This window comes from Microbacterium sp. ANT_H45B, from assembly GCF_008369345.1.
Lineage (GTDB): Bacteria > Actinomycetota > Actinomycetes > Actinomycetales > Microbacteriaceae > Microbacterium.
Map to the genome: position 1 here is coordinate 827,837 of NZ_VOBK01000001.1, position 15,618 is coordinate 843,454.

At 65.1% G+C, this 15,618-nt stretch carries 17 protein-coding genes; 8 read left to right on the forward strand and 9 right to left on the reverse strand.

What is annotated here, in order from left to right; all coding sequences use genetic code 11:
• Positions 1–3 precede the first annotated feature (3 nt).
• From FQ142_RS03975 to FQ142_RS04000, 6 genes are all read left to right on the forward strand, one after another.
• Positions 4–600: a TetR/AcrR family transcriptional regulator gene (locus FQ142_RS03975; RefSeq protein WP_149422307.1), complete on the forward strand. Its 597-nt coding sequence runs from the start codon at positions 4–6 to the stop codon at positions 598–600.
• A gap of 80 nt (positions 601–680) precedes the next feature.
• Positions 681–1,901, forward strand: coding sequence for an FAD-dependent oxidoreductase (locus FQ142_RS03980; RefSeq protein ID WP_149422308.1), 1,221 nt, complete (start codon positions 681–683; stop codon positions 1,899–1,901).
• Between the two features lie 64 nt (positions 1,902–1,965).
• Positions 1,966–2,907, forward strand: a complete 942-nt coding sequence (locus tag FQ142_RS03985) for a LysR family transcriptional regulator (protein ID WP_149422309.1) — start codon at positions 1,966–1,968, stop codon at positions 2,905–2,907.
• A gap of 86 nt (positions 2,908–2,993) precedes the next feature.
• Complete coding sequence (locus tag FQ142_RS03990) at positions 2,994–4,013, forward strand: VOC family protein (protein WP_149422310.1); 1,020 nt, start codon at positions 2,994–2,996, stop codon at positions 4,011–4,013.
• Positions 4,006–5,037 (forward strand): fumarylacetoacetate hydrolase family protein, encoded by a 1,032-nt coding sequence (locus FQ142_RS03995; protein ID WP_149422311.1) that lies wholly within the window; start codon positions 4,006–4,008, stop codon positions 5,035–5,037. Before FQ142_RS03990 ends, FQ142_RS03995 begins: the two co-directional genes overlap by 8 nt.
• Positions 5,001–5,741 (forward strand): ABC transporter substrate-binding protein, encoded by a 741-nt coding sequence (locus FQ142_RS04000; RefSeq protein WP_149422312.1) that lies wholly within the window; start codon positions 5,001–5,003, stop codon positions 5,739–5,741. The genes FQ142_RS03995 and FQ142_RS04000 overlap by 37 nt, the downstream gene beginning before the upstream one ends.
• A 60-nt stretch (positions 5,742–5,801) precedes the next feature.
• On the opposite strand, the gene hxlA is transcribed toward FQ142_RS04000, so the two are convergent.
• Both hxlA and hxlB read right to left on the reverse strand, forming a co-directional pair.
• Complete coding sequence (hxlA, locus tag FQ142_RS04005; protein ID WP_149422670.1) at positions 5,802–6,425, reverse strand: 3-hexulose-6-phosphate synthase; 624 nt, start codon at positions 6,423–6,425, stop codon at positions 5,802–5,804.
• A 40-nt stretch (positions 6,426–6,465) separates the two neighbouring features.
• On the reverse strand, positions 6,466–7,056 hold the full coding sequence (gene hxlB, locus FQ142_RS04010) for a 6-phospho-3-hexuloisomerase (protein ID WP_149422313.1): 591 nt from the start codon (positions 7,054–7,056) through the stop codon (positions 6,466–6,468).
• Positions 7,057–7,154: 98 nt separating this feature from the next.
• Between hxlB and FQ142_RS04015 the strand changes: the two genes are divergently transcribed.
• Positions 7,155–8,036, forward strand: a complete 882-nt coding sequence (locus tag FQ142_RS04015; protein ID WP_316502112.1) for a LuxR C-terminal-related transcriptional regulator — start codon at positions 7,155–7,157, stop codon at positions 8,034–8,036.
• A 54-nt stretch (positions 8,037–8,090) separates the two neighbouring features.
• Here FQ142_RS04015 and FQ142_RS04020 read toward each other — a convergent pair whose 3' ends face one another.
• From FQ142_RS04020 to FQ142_RS04040, 5 genes are read right to left on the reverse strand one after another with little or no spacing between them, the layout of a single operon-like run.
• A complete protein-coding gene (locus tag FQ142_RS04020; RefSeq protein WP_149422314.1) occupies positions 8,091–8,474 on the reverse strand; it encodes a hypothetical protein in 384 nt (127 codons plus the stop codon).
• 48 nt (positions 8,475–8,522) lie between these two features.
• Positions 8,523–9,896: an FAD-dependent oxidoreductase gene (locus tag FQ142_RS04025; RefSeq protein ID WP_410477425.1), complete on the reverse strand. Its 1,374-nt coding sequence runs from the start codon at positions 9,894–9,896 to the stop codon at positions 8,523–8,525.
• A complete protein-coding gene (locus tag FQ142_RS04030; protein ID WP_149422316.1) occupies positions 9,787–10,209 on the reverse strand; it encodes an HtaA domain-containing protein in 423 nt (140 codons plus the stop codon). The genes FQ142_RS04025 and FQ142_RS04030 overlap by 110 nt, the downstream gene beginning before the upstream one ends.
• A gap of 2 nt (positions 10,210–10,211) precedes the next feature.
• On the reverse strand, positions 10,212–10,676 hold the full coding sequence (locus FQ142_RS04035; RefSeq protein ID WP_149422317.1) for a flavodoxin domain-containing protein: 465 nt from the start codon (positions 10,674–10,676) through the stop codon (positions 10,212–10,214).
• A gap of 42 nt (positions 10,677–10,718) precedes the next feature.
• The gene (locus FQ142_RS04040; RefSeq protein ID WP_149422318.1) at positions 10,719–11,912 is read right to left on the reverse strand and encodes a cytochrome P450; all 1,194 of its coding nucleotides are present in this window, start codon (positions 11,910–11,912) and stop codon (positions 10,719–10,721) included.
• Positions 11,913–12,008: 96 nt separating this feature from the next.
• Between FQ142_RS04040 and FQ142_RS04045 the strand changes: the two genes are divergently transcribed.
• Complete coding sequence (locus FQ142_RS04045) at positions 12,009–12,941, forward strand: LysR family transcriptional regulator (protein WP_149422672.1); 933 nt, start codon at positions 12,009–12,011, stop codon at positions 12,939–12,941.
• A gap of 11 nt (positions 12,942–12,952) precedes the next feature.
• Here FQ142_RS04045 and FQ142_RS04050 read toward each other — a convergent pair whose 3' ends face one another.
• On the reverse strand, positions 12,953–13,702 hold the full coding sequence (locus tag FQ142_RS04050; RefSeq protein ID WP_149422319.1) for an alpha/beta fold hydrolase: 750 nt from the start codon (positions 13,700–13,702) through the stop codon (positions 12,953–12,955).
• The gene (locus FQ142_RS04055; RefSeq protein ID WP_149422320.1) at positions 13,699–15,615 is read right to left on the reverse strand and encodes an FAD-dependent monooxygenase; all 1,917 of its coding nucleotides are present in this window, start codon (positions 15,613–15,615) and stop codon (positions 13,699–13,701) included. Before FQ142_RS04055 ends, FQ142_RS04050 begins: the two co-directional genes overlap by 4 nt.
• Positions 15,616–15,618: the final 3 nt, after the last annotated feature.

Below are 15,618 nucleotides of genomic sequence, written 5' to 3' on the forward strand. Positions count from 1 at the left end.
ACCATGGTTGAGCGGAGCGAGCAGAGCAGACAGGCGATCCTGAAGGCGACCATGGACCTGCTCGACGAGCGCAACCCCGACGCCCTCTCCGTTCGTAAGCTCTCGATCGAGCGGATCGCCCGAGAGGCCGGCGTCAGCAAGACCACCATCTACCGCTGGTGGTCGAGCAAGGCCGAGGTGGTTCTGGACACCATTCTCGATAATCACCTCGCCCGTACTCCGGTGCGCACGGACCTCCCAGCCCTCGAGGCGCTCCGCGAGCACCTGGCGTCGCTCGCGGCGGTGTACGGCGACTGGGAGGGGCGGCTAATGGCGCAGCTGATCGCCGAATGCCAAAGCGATCGTGAAGCGATGGCGATGTTCAACGATCGCTTCTTCCAGCCTCGCTCTCACACGGCGATCGCGATCATCGAGCGAGCTGTCGATGAGGGAGTGCTGCAGCGCGACATCGACGCGGCGGCCACTGCCGAGCTGCTCTACGCCCCGCTCTACTTTCGATTGCTGCTCCACGTAGGGGGCATCGATCGGTCGTTCACCGACGCGATCCTCGACTCGACTTTGCGAGGCGTCGGTGTGAGGGGCCAGCAAACCGATGGGTAGCCGCTAACCTCTGCCCTTAGGGGTCTATCTTCGAAACGATACGTCCAGTATCATATCGATGGCACACGAAGGAGTGAGTTATGACGAAGATGTCGATGAAACCCCGAGCAGCTATCATCGGAGCCGGACCCGCGGGCCTGGCAGCTGCCATCGGCCTGGGCCAGCGCGGATGGGACGTGCAGCTCTACGAGCGGTACCCCGAGGTGAAAGCCGCCGGCAACATCCTGAACCTGTGGCCGACCCCGCAGAAGGCCCTGCGCGTGCTCGGCGTCGACATGACGGGCATGGGAGCTCCGGCCTTCACGCAGCTCCGCCGTCACGACGGGCGCGTGCGAGCGGAGTTCCGTATTCCTGAGGACGTCGCGCGCGAGTACAACGGAGGATTTGTCGGTCTGATCCGCTGGGGCCTCTACAAGCGGATGCTCGATACTCTTCCGCCGGGGGTGCTGCAGCTAGGGCGTGCGTTCACCGGATTCACGGACAACGGTGACTCCGTGACAGCCGAATTCGCGAGCGGCAAACCGGTGGAGGTCGACCTGCTGATCGGGGCCGACGGCATCGACTCGGCCGTTCGGAAGGGGCTCTGGGGTGATTCACCCAAGCGCTATCACGGTCTGCACCTCATGGGGGGCTGGTTCCTCGGCGACGAGCCGAGCGGCACGCGAGGGGTTTTCGCCCACGACCGCACCGTCCAGGGCTCGTACACGCCGATCCGCCACGAAGGCCGGGACGGCTACGAGTGGTGGGTGCTGGAGAAGTGGACACCCAGGGCGCCCTTCACCGAATCGGATATCCGCGCCTACGCACTGTCCAAAGTCGGACATTTCGCCGACCCTCTTCCCCAGTTCATCCAGCGGACCGCCCCCGAAGACACTCACCGCTGGGAGATCGTCGACCGGGTCCCGATCAAGCAATGGTCGAAGGGTCGCGTGATGATCATCGGCGATGCCGCCCACCCGACTTCCCCCTACGCGGCCTACGGAGCAGGGATGTCGATCGAGGATGGCTACTTCCTCCGACGCTTCGTGCCGGCGGAGAAGGCGTCGTCCACCGCCGCACTCCGGCAGGCGCTGCAGGAGTTCGAAGACGCCCGGAAGCCCCACACGGGCCCCGTCTCGCAGCAGGCGTACTTCACCGGACGGATCTTCCATCACGTGCCGGCCCCTTTCCGTGCGATGCGCGACTTCTTTTTCGACCACACCAAGTTCCTGCAGAAGATGCAGGGTGACGGGACGGCCGATCACATCCTCAAGCAACTCGCGTTGGTCGAGGACGCGCCGGCGCCCACCGCGCACGCGTAACGGGTTCCGCTGGAGGAGGCGACTCCCGCCTGCGACAATTGTGACGTCGAAGGCGGGAGGGTGAGTGGCCACGATCGACTACAACCTGGTCCGACCGCTCAGAGCCCTGCTCGAGGAGCGGAACGTCACCCGTGCGGCAGAACGGCTCCACATGTCGCAGTCTGCGATGTCGATCGCCCTCGGCCGATTGCGCGCCCACTTCGATGACCCGCTTCTCGTGCGGAGGGGCAATCTGCACGATTTGTCACCGCTCGCGGAGCGACTCCTCCACGATCTCCCTCGGGCGATCGCCGAGACGGAGCAGTTGTTCGCGCTCCAGTCCCGATTCGATGCCGCAACCAGCACGCGGGCGTTCACGATCGCCGGCGTCGACTACGCGATCGCCCGGATCATGCCGGCCCTCAATCAGATCGTGCAGCGAGAGGCGCCCAACGTGCGCTTCGAGTTCCCCGCCGCAGATGCCGCACTGGTGAACAGCCTGCCGGATGCCCTCCGAGTCATCGACGCCGTGATCATGCCGCACGGTTACGGAGCCGGCCAGGCGCACATCGATCTGTTCACCGACGCCTGGATCTGCCTCGTCGACGGAGAATCCGGGTTGAGCGACGCGTCCACCGCCGATGAGCTGTTCTCACGACCATGGGTGCAGACCATCTCACCGCGTGAGGGGATGACCCCCGCGATTCATCAGCTGCAGTCCCGAGGAATCGACGTCACGATCGCCGCGGTGACGCCGCACTTCTTCGTCGTACCGGCGCTGCTGATCGGAACCGATCGCATCGCGCTCGTACCCGAGAGCTTCGCCCGGATGGCGATGGCCATGCAGCCTCGGCTACGGACGGTGCCGGCGCCACTCGACCTCGATCCGGTACGAGACGCGTTCTGGTGGCACCGTGATCGCGAGCACGACTCGGAGCATCGATGGCTCCGCGGCATCCTGCGGCGGGTCAGTGACAGCGTCATACCGAATCCCGATGACGGTCATACCGAAGTAGCGATTCAGTAATAACCCGGCGGAGCACAGGATGGTGCCTAGAAGAGCGACACTCCGTGCCGCGAGTTCAGTGCAACGACGCAGTGAAGGACACCATCATGAGCAAGTACCTCTCCCACCTCTCGCACATCGAGATCTACGCGCCCGACCTGGACGCGACCATTCGCTTCTACGAACAGAAGGTCGGGCTGACCGTCGTCCGGAGGGTGGGTGACCGCGTCTTCCTCCGCAACTGGTGCGACTACTACGAGTACAGCGTGGTGCTGCGTCAGGGCGAGCAGGCGGGAATGGTGCGCATGGCGTGGCGCACGAACTCGGGCGAGGATCTCGATCGCGTCGTCGCCCGTATCGAGGCCACTGACTACAAGGGCCAGTGGCTCGACGCCGCCGACGGTCTCGGGAGGTCGTACGAGTTCACGGGGCCCTACGGCCATACCATGCAGCTGTTCTGGGAGGTCGAGCACTACGAGGCTCAGGGCGAAAATGCCTCCACCTACCCCGACCGGCCCTCGAAGCGGACCACAACCGGTTTCGCTCCTCGCCAGCTCGACCACGTGACGATCGCCTCCAGGGACGTCGAAGGCTTCGCGAACTGGTACAACGAGGTGCTCGACTTCCGCATCATGGCCTTCGCCAAACTGCCGGAGCCTCGGCTGACCTTCTTCGGCGTCATCACCACGAACGAGAAGTCGCATGACCTCGGAATCCTGCTCGACTCGTCCGACGTCCCCGGGCGGATCCACCACTTCGCCTTCTGGCTCGACACACCCGAACAGGTCACAGCGGCAGCCGACGTGCTCATCGAGAACGGCGTGCCCATCGAGTACGGACCGGGCTTCCACGGGATCGGCGAGCAGAACTTCCTCTACTTCCGCGACCCCAGCGGACTCCGGATCGAGGTGAACTCCGGCGGTTACCGCAACTACGTGCCGGACTGGCAGCCCAAGGTCTGGGAGGTCGACGACGGCCCGAGCGACATGTTCCGCAACCTCACCGTCCCCGAGTCGATGCTCGAGGCGTCGCCGCCCGCATCGAAGCCCACGGCGACCGAGCAGGGCATCGTCGCGGGAACAGAAGACGATCTCGCCGCCGCGGCAGCCGCCCAGCGGGATGTCTGACACAGTGACGGCCTTCGCCCTCGCGACCTTCGCCATCGACGAGGTCGCAACTCCGGTTCTCGTCGTCGCGGACGACGTGTACGACATCCGCACGATCCTGCCGGGCGTCGAACGAACCGGTGACCTCTTCGGCGCGTGGGACGAGAACCTCGATACGCTCGCCTCCTTCCTGGTCGAGCCGACGGCGCCGCCGCTCTCCCGAGACCGACTCGAGCAGGATGGCCGCGTCCGAGTGCTGCCTCCCGTGCAGCCCGTCGGGCCGATTCTGGCAGCCGGGGTGAATTACCGCGAACACATCCTGCAGATGGCGGTGGCCCACAAACTTGGCCAGGACGGCGCATCCGATGAGCAGCTGCTCGCGGATGCCGCCGCCGAGATCGACCGGCGAGTCGCCACCGGAGATCCCTACGTCTGGACGGGGTTGCCCTCGGCGGTATCGGGCGCCTACGACGACATCCAGTTGCCGGATATCGGCACCAGCGTGGACTGGGAGGCCGAGCTCGGAGTCGTCCTGGGTCGCCGAGCGTACCGCGTCGACACGGCGAACGCGTTGGACTACGTGGCTGGATACGTCATCGTGAATGACGTCTCCGCACGTTCCCTCGTGCCCCGACCTGATGTGGCGATGGTTGGAACCGACTGGTTCCGAGCGAAGAACCATCCGACGTTCTTCCCGACCGGACCTCTGCTGGTGCCCGCGCGGTTCGTGGCTGATCCGATGGATCTCGACATCCAACTCCGGTTGAATGGTGAGCTCAAGCAGGATTCGTCGACGGCCAACATGGCTTTTGGTGTGCGCGAACTCATTAGCTACGCGTCATCCATCGCCGCCCTCGAACCCGGTGATGTCGTGATCACTGGGTCACCGGCTGGGAACGGATCGCACTGGAAGCGATTCCTTCAGGGCGGCGACGTCGTCGAGATCACCATCTCCGGATTGGGGACGCAGCGCACCTCAGTCAAGTCGCCGACGGGATCATTGCCGCCATGGCAGGCCTCGCGCGCGCGAGGGGAGGACGTGTGACTCTCCGTGTCTCGTACTTCGTCCCGCCGGCACCCCTGCTCGCCGCTCAGGAGTCAGGTTCACTCGACGAGATCGAGCTCATCGAGACGAGGACGAGTGGCAGCCCCGCTCAACTCGATGGCCTGCTCTCCGGTGAGCTCGACGTCGTCGTGACCGCGATCGACAATCTCTTCGCCTGGGTGGATGCGGGTGCCGATGCTGTGATCGTCGGGCAGGTCGAGGCGACGACACCGATGGGGATCTACGCCGACGAGGGGTTCGGGACGCTCTCGGATCTCCGTGCTGCGCGCTTTGCCGTCGATGCCTTGACCAACGGTTTCGCACTTGTGGGGCGCTATCTGCTGCACCAGGCGTCGACCGAGGTCGAGTACGTCGAGGTCGGTGGTGTCGCGAAGCGACTCGACGCGCTGATCGATGGATCGGCAGACGCCACGTTGCTGGGCCCTCCCTTCGACGAAATGGCTCGCACTGCAGGTCTGCACGAAGTTGCCAACGTTCAACGTGAGTTCCCCGCATTCCCCGGGCAGGGACTCATTGTTCGGCGCGCCCTGCTCGGCACGTCCGAACTCGTGGCCTTTCTCTCGGCGCTGCGGGCGAATGGTCTGCTCGATGTGGATCCGGCGGGCCTCGATCTGCTCATCCGTATCCGGGATGAACTGGGGCTCTTGCCGGCAGGCATCGACCTTCACGAACTTTCGGTCTGAGCCACAGGAAGGCCCCGGCTCATTGAGCCGGGGCCTTCCTGCGTGGAACGCCGAAGACGATCAGGCGATTGCGGCGCGAAGCGCGGCCGCTGCGGCGCCCACGTCGGGAGCGTTGTAGATCGCCCCGCCGGCAACGGCAACCTGGGCACCCGAGCGCTGGACGTCGCCGATGGTCGAGACGCTGACGCCGCCGGCCACCGAGAACGGTACTCCGGAGGCCTCACCGTCGCGCAGCAGGTTGGCGAAGGTGAAGCCCTCTTCGGCCTGTTCGTCCAGCCCGGCATGCATCTCGACGAAGTCGGCGCCGAGGGCGACGACCTCCTTCGCACGAGCAGGCTTGTCGGCCACTCCGATGAGATCGACGACGACACCCTTGCCGTGCTTCCGGGCTGCCTTCACGGCGCCCGCGATGGTGCTGTCGCCCGCGGAACCGAGAACGGTCACCAGATCGGCGCCGGCCGAGAAGGCAATGTCCGCTTCGAGCTCACCGGCATCCATCGTCTTCAGGTCAGCGAAGACGATCTTGTCGGGATGGGCCTTCTTGACAGCCGTTATGGCGGAGAGCCCGGCGCTCTTGATGAGGGGGGTACCGAGCTCCAGGATGTCGACGTGCGGAGCGGCGGCGGCGGCCAGTTCGAGCGCAGCTTCTGTGCTGAGAGTGTCCATGGCGAATTGCAGTTTCATGTGGTCTTCCTTCATGTGGATGGGTACTTCGAGGGATCGGTCATTCGAGATTCGCGTGGCGAGGCCAGAGATCGTCGGCGGAGGCGCCGGAGCGCTGCCAGAGTGCGTGGAACAGGGCGTCGCCGAGCAGGGCGACGGTCTGCTCGAACAGGCTTCCGGCGTACTGAGCCGAGGCCGTGCCGCTGCGGTCGAGCTTCGCCGCTGCGGGCACCATGATCAGCGCGGCGGCCAGTTCTGCCAACGGCGACGATGCCGCCGTCGTGATCACCGCGACTCGGGCGCCCGCGTCCACGGCTGTCGCCGCGGCCTTGACGACCCCGGGAGTCGAACCCGATCCGCTTGCGGTCAGGAGCACGTCACCGGCGCCGATCGCGGGCGCCGTGACCTCGCCGACCACGTGCACCTCCAGACCGAGGTGCATCATTCGCATGGCGGTCATCCGCAGTGCCAAACCGGACCGGCCGGCCCCGAGCACGAAGACTCGTTGCGCCTCCGCCAGCAGGCTCGCGAAGACGTCCAACACATCGGAGGAGCCGTCCTGCTGATCGTCGAGCAGGAGGTCGATCGTGGCGTCCAGCTCGGTGCGGATCAACCGCAGAGCGCCGCTGACGGAGTCATCGGAATCGGTCATGTTTTGATGCTGACGCAAATCGTGGTCGGAAGGAGCTCACCGAAAGTGGAGTCCTTCCTGGTCATACGGGTAGGTAGTGTTGGGCGTATAGTGAAACGGTGGACGTCTACGGCGACGACGAGTTCCTTCCTTCACCGGCATCGAGGCAGCTCTTGATCGAGCACGCGCGTACGGTCGCCGAGCTGGCGGACCGGCATGCGCTTACCTTGGAGTCGATTCTCGCGACGCTCCGTTCTCGGCGGCTCGACGATCACGCCGCCCGACAGGCCGCTATCGACATCGCGGCGTCAGCGATGGTCGGTCTGAGGATGACGACAGACCGGCAGCGCAGCGCGATGCTCGAACCCGTGGTCGGCGCGTTCGCCCGGTTGCGCAGCGATCTCCGCCCACTCGTTCGTCATAGCGATCTTGACGTTCAGTTCGTCGAGCCGCCAGCCACAGGGAGGGCGCTCCCAGGAGAGATCGCGCACGAGGCGAGAGCCATCGTCCGAAACGCCGTGCTCGCCTTCGTAGACCAGGGCGAAACTCGCCGCGTGAGAATCCAATGGGATTGCGACGGCCTGAATCTGCTGATCGGTATCCGCGACGACGGCCGCGGAGAACTCACAGGTCACGACGATTCCCTGCGCCCCATCGCGGAGAGGGTCTCTGCGCTGGGCGGCACGCTGGCGGTGTCTTCCACGAGCGGCTGGGGGTCGGAGCTGTCGATCCGCCTGCCGCTCGACCCGCCGCCAGTGCCGGAGGCGCTCGATCAGACGGTGACGCTCACGGCCCGAGAGCGAGAGGTCTTGACGCTGCTCGCCGGGGGTGCTCGCAACAGGGCGATCGCCGAGCAGCTCGCCATCAGCGACAACACCGTGAAGTTCCACGTCTCCAACCTGCTCAGGAAGGTCGGCGTGCAAACCCGGATGGAACTGGCGGCACTCTCCCGAGGTCAGTGGACGGCTGTGTCAGTCGACGGGAGCTATCCTGTTGGGTAGGTGAGACCTCGGAATGGTCGGCAGCCGCTGGGCCCGAGGCCTCATCTCCGAGGGCTAGGTGGTCGGGATGCTCGAAGGCGGCGCCACCGCGGCGAGATCCTCGCGATAGCCGACGATGGAGTCGGCAGCCGTGCGGCGTGCGTCGAGCTTGAGCCCCACGACGGTGGCGATGAGGATGCCGATGGGGACGAGGACCACCACGAAGAGATCGCTGAGTCCGAGACCGGCTCCGATCAACATCGAGACGAAGCCCGCTGTCTCGACAAACGTGATGCCGCCCCCGACGGAGACCCCCCATTCCTTCACTAAGGAGGGAAAGGTGTGACTCACGATGGTCACGTCCATTCCGTCGCACAGCAGCAGCGCGGTTATCAGGGCGAAGTAGAGCCAGTGGCGTCTCGTGAGGCCCACTGAATCGGTGAATGTACTGACGGTCATGCTCGGGGCTAGTGTTTTCGACATTGAAAACCAACCTTTCTCGTGGTGTTACGGGGTGGTGCCGGGCGCCTTCGACGGAAGGCTGTGGCCTGCGGCGATGGCACGCATGTGGTTGATGTCCGTCAGCTTCTTTCGCACTCGACCGCTTGTGGCCTGCGACATCTCAAGGGCATCCACGCGCAGCCATCCGTCGTAGGAGTAGGCGGATGCCAAGCGGTCCTCGAGGTCCTGCGCTCCAGCCCGTGTGAAGGGGCCCTTCAGGTCGGTGGCTATGAGGCTTGCCAGTTGCTGTGCGTCCGACCGGTGAGACGAGATGGTTCCGCGAGGTCCCCGGCGCGCCCAGCCGGCGACGTAGAGACCGGGCGAGAGCCGACCGGTGTCGCCGGCTTCAGTGGTGTCCGCGGCCAGCCGCTGTTGCGCAGTGGCCGTGAAGCCGATGGCTGTGATGACCGTGTCGACCGGAATGGTGAGGACGTCATCCGAGTCGACTCGTTCGATGTCGATACCGGTGACCTGGCGGTCACCGCGCATGTCGGATGGTGCGTAGCCGAACCACCACTCGACACGGACGCGAGCAGACGGAGGGTGAGGAGCGCGGTCGAGCTCCGAGATGATCGATGACCTCGGATCCCCGTCCTGGCCGATATCAACTCCGTGGACCGCATGCTCGACAGTCGGCAACTCGATCAGCTCACGTGCCATCGCGGGATCGAATCTCGCGTCGACCGGTTGGGATCGTCCGATGATATGGATCGTTCGGACCTCTGACGTGAGCTGCGCGTGGATCTCATCGTCGATATCCGAGCCCACCAGATCGTTGCCGGACTTTGCCAGGAGGCGAACGAGATCCAGAGCCACGTTGCCCATACCGACGATCGCAACCGCCGCGCCCAATGACGGTGCCGGCCGTGTCTCGAGCGGGTGGCCGTTCAGAAGCCGGGTGATCCTGCCGGCGCCGAACACGCCAGGGAGGTCGGCCCCTGGGACATCCAGCCCGATGTCCCCGTGCAGACCATGAGCGATGACGACCGCGTCGAAGCATGCACGGATCGCCGCCAGCTCTATGTCTTCCCCGATCGTGACGCCACCGAAGAATTGCACCCCGTTCTTCTCGAACAGCCGCGCGAACTGCTTGGTGACGGCCTTGGTGCCCTGATGATCCGCAGCTACCCCGTGCCGGATCAACCCGAACGGCACTGGCAGAGCGTCGAAGATGCAGACGTCGGCATCAGGCATCTGCTTCAGCACCGCCTGAGCCGAGTAGCACCCGGAGGGTCCCGCCCCGATGATGGCGATCCTAGGTCGTGTCATGTCACTCGTTCCGGATCCGCACGGGGTCGAAGACTGACCCGGCGGGATAGTTTTCGAAGAACAGTTCCGAGCCCTCCGTTGTGAGCTGTGGAGAGGGATAGCTCCTACCATCGAAGAGGTCGACGGGCTGCTGCAGATCAAGCAGCGTACGTCGACCACCCGTGAAGTCCTCGTCCTCGACCGTCAGGAGCATGCCCCGATCCGAGGCGCCAATCTCGATCTCAGTGATCTGCAGGAATAGCATTCCGTAGTGTCCCGAGAAGGTGACGCTGCCGGCGAAACGCCCATCGCCTGCCGAGGGGAACAGGAAGTTGTCCGCCTGACGTATCGCGCCGCCTGTGAGATCGATCTGCCCGTCGTCCATACGTTCGACGTACGTGGTGAAGGACCGCTTGATTGGCCAGATGAGCGTGGACGTGGCCATGGCTACAGAGATGCGGATTCGAGGTCGGGAACGGTTTCGAGCACGTTCCGTGCCCACTCCTCTGCGAGGGCAGACGCGTCGTCGCGCGATGCGGCATCGTGTCGCCCGTACTCCCCGACCCGCTCGGCGCCGGAACCGGCGAGGAGTTCATCGACGTGCTCGCTGCCGCGGCTGTAATTGACGTAGGTGCTGTCTCCGAGGCCGAACATCGCGTAGCGGATGCCGGTGAGATCGACGCGAGCGGTCTTCACTCCTTCCAGGAAGGGGAGGGCGCTCTGCGGAGGGTCGCCCTCGCCGTGGGTGGAGCAGATTACGAGGTGCAGCGTGGCCGGCTCGAGGGAGGCGACATCGACATCCGCGAGGTCCTCGAGCACAACGTCGTGGTCGTCTTCCAGGGATTCGAACAGGTCGGTGGCGACCAGTTCGGAGTTTCCGGACTCCGTTCCGTACAGGATGCAGATCTTCATGTCGTTCCTTTCATCACGTCGACACGCCTCGGCGTGGTTTCGTCAGTGGCCGTCCCAGGTCACCGGGAGAGCCGTTGCGCCCCGGAACACCCAGCCCCGGAAGTTCGTCGCTCGCGGGTCTTCGACGGTGAGGCCGGGGAATTCGTCGTAGAGGGCCGGGAGGGCGATCTCGCCGATCATGGCTCTGGCGACCCAGTTGCCGGCGCAGATGTGGGTGCCGTTTCCGAAGGCGAGGTGGGACACGCTCTCGCGGTTGAGGTCGAAGACGTCCGGGTGGTCGAACTGCGCGTCGTCCCGGTTGGCAGACCCGACCACGATGGAAGCCGTGGCGCCCTCGGGGATCACCACTCCCGCGACCTCCACGTCGCGCGTGGTGCGTCGGGGGTACATGCCGATGGGGGAGTGGAACCGGGCGGTCTCCTCGAAGGCATCCTTGAACGATCGCTTTCCCGACAGTACGAGATCGCGCTGATCTGGGTAGGCGCTGAGGGCCCAGACTGCGCTCGCGATGACGTGGCTGGGCTCATTCATGCCCCCGGAGATGGTGAGACGCACGTTGGCGCGAAGGATGTCTTCCGGCAGACCCGCTCGGACCATGGCTGAGATCATGGAGGGATTGTCCGAGTCGAACGGCTTCGACAGCACTCGCTCCACGGCGGCATCGATCTCCTCGCAGACGATCGCGGTCTCCGCCCACACGGCTGGGTCATCGGTCACGTTGGCACCTCCTCGGATGAGGGTGTGGGACCAGTTCTTCATGTCCGTGTGGTCGACGTCGTCAAACCCGAGTACGGCGCTGAGGTTGTCGGCGGCATAGGGGACGGCGAACAGCTTCACGAGGTCGGCGCCCTGGCCAGCATTTCGCACCACCGCCATGTGCTTGGCGGCGTTGCTGCGGAAGATGCCGGCCCAGTGCTTCTTGACCGCGACAGGTCGTAAGGCAGGGCTCATGGCGTTGCGTTCGACCTTGTGCTGCGGGTCGTCTTTCCGGAGCATGGGGCGGCCCATGGCTCTGATCATCGGGGATCGCTCAGCCCTCTCGAAAGCGCTGAACGTCGCCTGATCGAGCTCGGCGTCGAAGCACTCGCGGAAGGTCGTGATGAGGTAGCGGTCGATCTGCGGCACATACGCGACAGGAGATTCGCGTCGGAGTCGCGCGTAGGTGGGATAGGGATCGGCCAGTAGTTCATCGACACTGACCCAATCGGCGACGGGCGCCTCGATCGCATCGGGCATGAGTACTCCTTCGTGACTCGTGTGGATACACTGTCCAACGCACCTAAAAGAATGGCAACTGAGTTCTTTTGCCCCCACAGCGAAGTAGGAGTGCGTATGAGTAGCGGCGCCCGGTACACATTGAGACAGCTCGAGCTGTTCGTCGCCGCCGCTGAGTACGGCTCCTTCGCGGCAGCGGCGGAATCGATGTTCGTGACGCCCAACGCGGTCGCCCTCGCCGTCCGCGACCTCGAAGCGTCGCTCGGAGCTCATCTCGCCGTCCGGCAACGAGCCGTGGGTCTCACTCTCACCCCGGCCGGCGTGCATCTGTTGCAGGGCGCGAGGCAGCTTCTCCGCGAGGCCGATGACCTCTACTGGAGTGTCAGTGACAATGGCGGTCCGTTGCGCGGACCGGTCATCGTAGGTTGCTATTCGACCTTGGCGCCCACAGTGCTGCCGCCGCTGATGGGGGGTGTGCGCGAGGCGTTCCCCGATGTGGAGCTGTCGATCGTCGACGGCCCGGTGAACGAACTGCTGACGGCGCTGTTCGCTGGTGGTATCGACGCCATGATCTCGTACGACATCGCACTTCCTGCTGAGCTGGATCAGGTGGAGCTGTCCCGCACCCAGGTACATGTGATCCTGCCGGAATCGCATCCGCTCGCAGGTCTCGACGTGATCTCGCTCGAGGACCTCGCGCAGGAGCCTCTGGTTCTACTCGACCATCCGCCGAGCGGCGACCATACTCTGCGGATGCTCGCGCGAGTGGGCGTGACCCCGGACGTGGCTTACCGCACCCCGAACTTCGAGCTCGTCAGAAGCCTTGTGGCGCGGGGGTTCGGCTACAGTCTGCTCATTCAACGGCCTGCGGTCGACGTGAGCTACGAAGGTCTCGGGGTGATCAGTAAACGGGTGGTGCCCACTCTTTCGGAGGAGCGCATCCTCATCTCCTGGCCGCGCGCGGTGAGGCTCACTGACCGTGCGCGGGCGGTCGTGGACCTCGCGCACACGATCGTGCCCACGCAGAACTGGTTTCCCGCCTCCGACTGACCTCAGGATGGTTAGGGTGTTCGACGGACTGTCAGTTCGAGGAGCAGTTGCGTGATGAGGTCGGGTTCGTCGATCATCACATCGTGGCCACCGGGGACATCGCGAACATTCCAGTCGGGGTCCGCGATGAGCTGTTCTCGGACGCGGTCGAAGCGGTCGCTCCGATAGGACGGGGCGCGGACGTAGTTCTTGATCGGTACGAGGTCGCGTGCGCCGGTGAGTCGGATCGGTTCGAACGATGGCCCGATCGGCTGAGGAGTGGTCTTGGCGTCGACCCATCGTCGGTCTCGGGCGGCGACCACCCCGAAGTCCGCAGCTGAGGGGGCCGGTCGGCCGGCGGCCCCGGAGCGGCGAGCCTCCTGCAGCGCAGCGGCGGCCTCCGGGCGGCCGAAGTCGGCCAGTCGCTGGCCGTCCTCCGGGAGGTGACAATCGATGAAGGTGACCGAGCGCACTCGCGGATGGATGGTCTCGAGGGCTCCGGAAGCCACCCAGCTGCCGTACGAGTGTGCGACCAGGTCGATCTCGTGGAGGTCTTCCCACAGCGCGAGGTTGACGATGTCCTGGATGTGTGTGCTGAGGTCGGGACGACTGTCGAGCAGGTGGGATCGATCGCCCAGACCGGTGAGGGTGGGTGTGAAAGCCCGGTGGCCCTGAGCCTCCAGCCGTTCCCGCACACGTGAGTAGCACCAGCCGCCGTGCCACGCACCGTGCACGAATACGAAGGTGCGTCGCGTCGGGGCGGCCGGCGCCGAACCGGTCATCGTCCGCCTGCCGGAGATGTGGGCTCGAGCAGGTGGCCGGCGAAGAATGCGGCGATCTCGTCGTGCGCTGTCAAGGGGAAGATCCCCGCGACGTACTGATCGGGGCGCACCACGACCACGGCTCCCTCGCGGCTGACCTCGCGATCGCGGAAGATGTCGCGCCCATGCCCGGCCGAGAAGATCTGGTTCAGGTCGACGAGTAGGTACGGGCCCTTGACGGGTTTGAAAGCGTTCGGCACGTTCACCGGTTCTATCTCGGTGTAATCCTGCTGATAGATGACCTTGGTGTCGAACACCGCGTCGGGGTCCAGGTCTGGCGGTGTGAAACGCACCTGAGGAGACGCGGCGTCGGCGTCCCACCACCGTGCGAAGTCTGCCACGGGTGATCCGCTCACCGTGGGTGCCTGGGAATCGGCGAAGACGTAGACGCGCCATCGGCCGTCGGCCTCGTGGAGATGCCCTATGTGTCGCCAGCGGTTGTCTGCCCTGCGGATTGCCTCGGCCGACTTGAAGCGCTTCCCGAGGGGGAAACCAGGGGCGAGGCTCTGGTGCTTGTCACTGGCGGTGATCATGGATGGCTCGTACTGGGTCATGAAGCCGGCGGGGAATTCGATCGTGGCGAGGTAGTAGCGTTCGACTTCGTCGGGATCCCCGAGGCCGCCGGCCGATCGCGCGAGCATGTCGGACCACTCCTTGTCGAAGTCGATGAGGTTTTGCGCTATCACCATGCGCTCGGCCGCGTAGGTCGAGAGCAGCGACTCCGGGGATCGCTGCTCGAGCACGGCGGCGAGTTTCCATCCGAGGTTGAAGCCGTCCTGGATCGAGACGTTCATGCCCTGCCCTGCCTTGGCGGAGTGCGTGTGGCAGGCGTCGCCCATGATGAAGGCGTGGGGATGACGGGAGCCGGCCTCTTCCTCGGGGACGTCGTCGAAACCATCCGCGATGCGGTGTGCCACCTCGTACACCGACCACCAGGTGACGTGCTTCACGTCGAGCACGTAGGGTGACAGGATCCGGTTGGCGCGCGCGATGATGTCCTCAACTGGGGTGGCACGCACGGAGCCGGCCACCGCGGCTTCGTCGACGTCGCCCAGGTCGACATAGAAGCGAACGAGGTAGCCTCCTTCGCGGGGGATCGTGATGATGCTCCCGGCATCGTGCGATTGGATGAGGCACTTGATCTGGATGTCCGGGAAGTCTGTGTTGAGCAGCACGTCCATCACCCCCCAGGCGTGCAGGGCGGCCTGTCCGCGCAGCCGGCGACCAAGAGATCTGCGCACCCGGCTGCGTGCACCGTCGCCGCCGACGAGGTACTTCGCTCGGATGCTGCGCACCTCGCCCTCTCGGGGTCCGACCGTGTATCGGACTCGCGCCTCGACCGGGTGGTCCTGGCCGGGGTGGATGGTGCAGTCGAGGAACTCGATCCCGTAGTTGGGCACGACCCGTCCAGGTGCGCGGGCTGCGTCCCTGAAGAAGTAATCGAGGACTCGCGACTGGTTGACGTAGATATGGGGGAACTCGCTGACACCGGTGGCGTCGTCCGGTGCGCGTGAGGCCCGGACGATCCGCGTGGGGTCTGCGGGATCCGGCTTCCAGAAGCAGGTCTCGACGTTTCGATAGGCCTCGTCCACGATCTCCCCAGCGAAACCGAACGTCTGGAAGGTCTCCATGGACCGGGCCTGGATGCCATCGGCTTGCCCGACCTCGAGCCGGCCGGGCCGTTGTTCGATCACATAGGTGTTGATCGACGGGAACCGCGACAGCTGTGCGGCCACGACGGTTGCGGCGGGGCCGGCTCCGACGATCAACACATCCATCTCGTCGGCCAGCTCGGCAGGCCTGTCGACGCCGTACCCTGCGGCCGGCTTCACGCGCGGATCGCCCGATTCGTAGCCTGTGTAGTGGATCTGCATGTT